General features: G+C 62.7%; 1 protein-coding gene. It reads right to left on the bottom strand.

The genetic code is table 11. From position 1 onward, the window contains the following. Positions 1 to 2,671, bottom strand: a 2,671-nt coding sequence (locus tag CKW13_RS24030; RefSeq protein ID WP_095111247.1) for a hypothetical protein, incomplete at its 3' end; no start/stop codon positions are given. Positions 2,672 to 2,809 lie beyond the last annotated feature (138 nt).

The raw sequence follows: 2,809 nt of genomic DNA, 5'->3' as shown, positions 1-2,809 counted from the left end.
TCATGTCCGGGTAGCTCACCCGCACCTTGGCCCCGTTTACGCCTTGCAGTGGCGCATAGGTGACGTTGGCGCCGGTGCCGGTGGCGTTGATGAGTACCGGCAGTGGCAAGTCCAGGGCCTGGGTGACCAGGGTGTAGGTGGTGGTGGGGAAGGCCTGGGCCTGAGCGTCATCTGCACTGCCATTGAAGGTCACCTTGGTGCCTATCGTGACCTGGCTGTTATTGCTCAAACCCTCCAACCAACTGCGCAACACGGCTTTATCCACCAGGCCATTGGCCGCTTCGGTCGAGTTGATTGCATAGCCACTTAATACGAGTAAGGGCAGGGCGCTGGAGCTGCTGCAGGTCATCCACACCCGTTGCCCGGTTTTGCTCAGGGGCCATTTGGCCAGTGAAGCCTTGGCGTTGCCGAGGAAGGTGTTCAGGTTCAGCAGTTCGCCGTTGCCCAAGCCATTGATAAGCGGGCTCGGTAGGTCGCCCGGGGCGATGCTGGCCACGTTCAGGGTAAGGAAGTGTGAGGTGTGTTCCTGGCTACCCCGGGTGACGATGTATTGCACCTGGATGGTCTTGCCCACACTGGGTGGGACGATGCCGGAGTTGGCGCTGATGATAAATTCCACCCGTTTACCCGCCAGGCCGTTTTTATCGGCGATGTAGGGGGTGGTGCAGTCTGGGTAGTACCACTTGAGGCTGATCCTGTCGGTGGTCAGCATGTCGTTGTATTGCACGATCACCGCGGTTTCGTGCTGGATATCCAGGGGGTTGACGTTGACCAGTGAACCGTCGCCATGGTTGCGCAGGGTGGGGTGCGACAGGTCCATCAGGTCCTTGCCCACCCGCAGGCTCAGGGTGTGGGACACGCCCAGCAGTTCGGTACCGCGTCGGATGGTGTAGTGCACCATCACCACGCCATTACGGTTGTTTTCGACGTAGAGCTTGGGCACGGGGATGGGGATTTCCTGACCGGCGGTGGCGGCGGTGAGGGTGATGGTATTGGAGATGTCGCCGGCACTTTCTGAGCCGTCCCAGATGTAGGTCACCTGGTCGCCGACCCAGGTTTGGGTGTAGGGGACGGTCAGGGTGACACCGGCGGCGGGCACCTGGTCGGGGTCGAGCAGGTCGGTACCGGGGGTGACGTGGCTGACCCGCGGGGCGGGGAATTGCGGCATGACAACGCCCACCTGCATCCAGAAAATCTGCGAGGTGCGGATCAGGCGGATTTTACTGGCGCCGTCGTTGACGCGGTAGAACACCTTGACCCTCAAGCCGTCGAAACGACGGATGTCTACCTGGTCCACACTGCGGACGATAGGCTCGTCTTCGTCGAGGTCGCCGACGACCAGCGGCTGTTCGTAGCGCTCCAGCGAGCCGCCGTTCTGGGCTTCCCAGATCAGGGTCACCAGGTCGCTGCTGTTGCGGCCTGCGTAGTACGGGATGTGCACAGTTGCCGAGGGTTCGTTGGGGTTGAGCACCCCACCCGGGGCTTGCAGCACGTTGGGGGGCAGTAAGTCGTTGAGGATGCCCTTGATGCTGGCACTGGCGACTCGCGATGCCCGGTCTTCAATACCCGTGCGTTTTATGACGTAGGACACCGTGGCGCGGCCCTGGGCCAGGGCCTTGACCTTGGCGTTGTCGATAAAAAAGTTCAAGCCAAGCCCCACCAGGTTCACTTTCTGTTCGAGGGGGCGGACGATGATTTCCCCGCCCTGGGCGGTGATGCCGCGCCAGGTCAGCAGCACGGTGTCGCCTTTTTTGAAATGGGCCGCAGGGGTGTTGACCACGACCAACACATCGTCCTCGCCCAACTCGTCGAGGTCGATGACGCGGGTGTCCGGGTCGGCGTTCACCACCAGGGGCGCATCGGGGCGCAGCGTGGCCACGTCGACATTGATGTAAGCCACCCGCGACCACTGGGCCCGTGGGTCGGGGTAGTTATCGACGACATCGATGACCTGGTAGGAGAAGCTCACCTGGCCATCGCCGGCGGCTTCGATCATGGCCTTGTCGATCAGCACATCCAGCCAGCCCTGGGCGGCCTGCGCCGAGGTGACGGCGACGGTTGTGCGTTGGCTGCCCCAGGACAACACCACGCGGTCGTTCTTGCGAATGCCGGGGTACTCGATGCGGATGGGCACGCCGTTGTTGGCGTCGGTGGGGTCCACCCCCTCGTCGATGATCTTTTGGGGAATACTGAAACCGAGCCGTGAGTGGCCCGGGGCCAGGCCTGGGCCGGGCACCGAGTTGTCGTCATGCAGGCCGCCGGGGCGATCGAGTTTGACCAATAGCCTGAGCTTGGGCTCGGACTCTTGCGACACGCTTGAGCCGTTGCGCTTGACGCTGTAGTACACCGGTTCGGCGATGCCGGGCAGGATTTTGGAGGGGTCGAGCACGCCGTGTACCGGTTGGTTTTGCTGCCCCGGCGCAATGGAATCGGCCCACACGGGCGCCGAGGCGTCGCCCCAGAACACACTCAGGTGGTCCCCCGGGTTCATGATGCTCCAGGGGCTGACAACAAACTTGAGCCCGCCTTCTACGGCGCGAACGGGAATGCCGCCATGAACGCCTCCTTCATCAGTGGGCATGGGCCAAGTCCACTCCGAAATAATCAGGGGGGCTAGGGCGGTGAGGTCTTCGGGTTCAGTGGGGTCGGTGGGTTCAATGGGCGTGGTCATCACAGGCTCCTTCTCAGGCTCGATGCGCGGGTGAAGCCATCACATACCCGCAGCCTGCGGCCTGGCTACTGTCAGATCTGACAGTAGCGATGAACGGTATCGGTCCTTGCCCCACCCTGTGGAAGCGGGCTGGCCCGC

This window comes from Pseudomonas sp. Irchel 3E20, assembly GCF_900187645.1.
Lineage (GTDB): Bacteria > Pseudomonadota > Gammaproteobacteria > Pseudomonadales > Pseudomonadaceae > Aquipseudomonas.
This window is presented reverse-complemented; position numbering and strand designations above follow the sequence as displayed.